Origin of the sequence: Mycolicibacterium vinylchloridicum (genome assembly GCF_013404075.1) — a bacterium.
Taxonomy (GTDB): Bacteria; Actinomycetota; Actinomycetes; order Mycobacteriales; family Mycobacteriaceae; genus Mycobacterium; species Mycobacterium vinylchloridicum.
This window is the reverse complement of sequence record NZ_JACBJQ010000224.1, coordinates 1-522: the sequence shown is the minus strand read 5'-3', so window position 1 is coordinate 522 and position 522 is coordinate 1. Positions and strand designations below refer to the sequence as shown.

The window sequence follows — 522 nt, the reverse complement described above, 5'->3', positions numbered from 1 at the left end:
TGGCCTTCCCCCGAGACCGTGGAGGCATCGGCTATAAGGAGTAGCGATGTCAGAGAAACGGAAGAAGTACGACCGGGAGTTCCGTGAGGGCGCTGTGCGGATCGTGCTTGAGACGGGTAAGCCGATCGCCCAGGTCGCGCGGGACCTGGGGATCCACGAGGGCACGCTGGGCAACTGGGTTGCCCAGGACCGCGAGGCCCGCGAGGGCCGGGGCGAGCTGACCCGCGATGACATGGAGGAGCTCAAACGCCTGCGCGGCGAGAACGCTGAGCTGCGGATGGAGCGCGATGTCCTCAAGCGATCAGTGGTCCTGTGGGTGAAGGAGGCGACGAAGTGAGCGTGGCACGCTTCATCGCCGACCAGAGGACCAAATACCGGGTGCCGCATACGATCACGTGCGCTCTGCTCAGTGTGAGCGTGTCGTGGTTCTACAAGTGGATTAGCCGTGCTGAGAACTCTGATGGGTTGCATACCGACACCGATCGGCGCCGCGCGCACCTCGATAGCGCGGTCGCCGCGGCG

General features: G+C 64.8%; 1 protein-coding gene and 1 pseudogene. Both read left to right on the top strand.

From position 1 onward, the window contains the following. The first annotated feature begins 46 nt into the window (after positions 1–46). A complete protein-coding gene (locus HPC46_RS34685; RefSeq protein WP_005143061.1) occupies positions 47–337 on the top strand; it encodes a transposase in 291 nt (96 codons plus the stop codon). Beyond that, positions 334–522 (top strand): annotated as a pseudogene (locus tag HPC46_RS34785) (IS3 family transposase); the annotation flags it as partial. The gene HPC46_RS34685 and the pseudogene HPC46_RS34785, both read left to right, overlap by 4 nt.

Bases quoted from the DNA above. Each gene is read 5' to 3' on its own strand.
- HPC46_RS34685 (WP_005143061.1), top strand. From the start codon at position 47: ATGTCAGAGAAACGGAAGAAGTACGACCGGGAGTTCCGTGAGGGCGCT.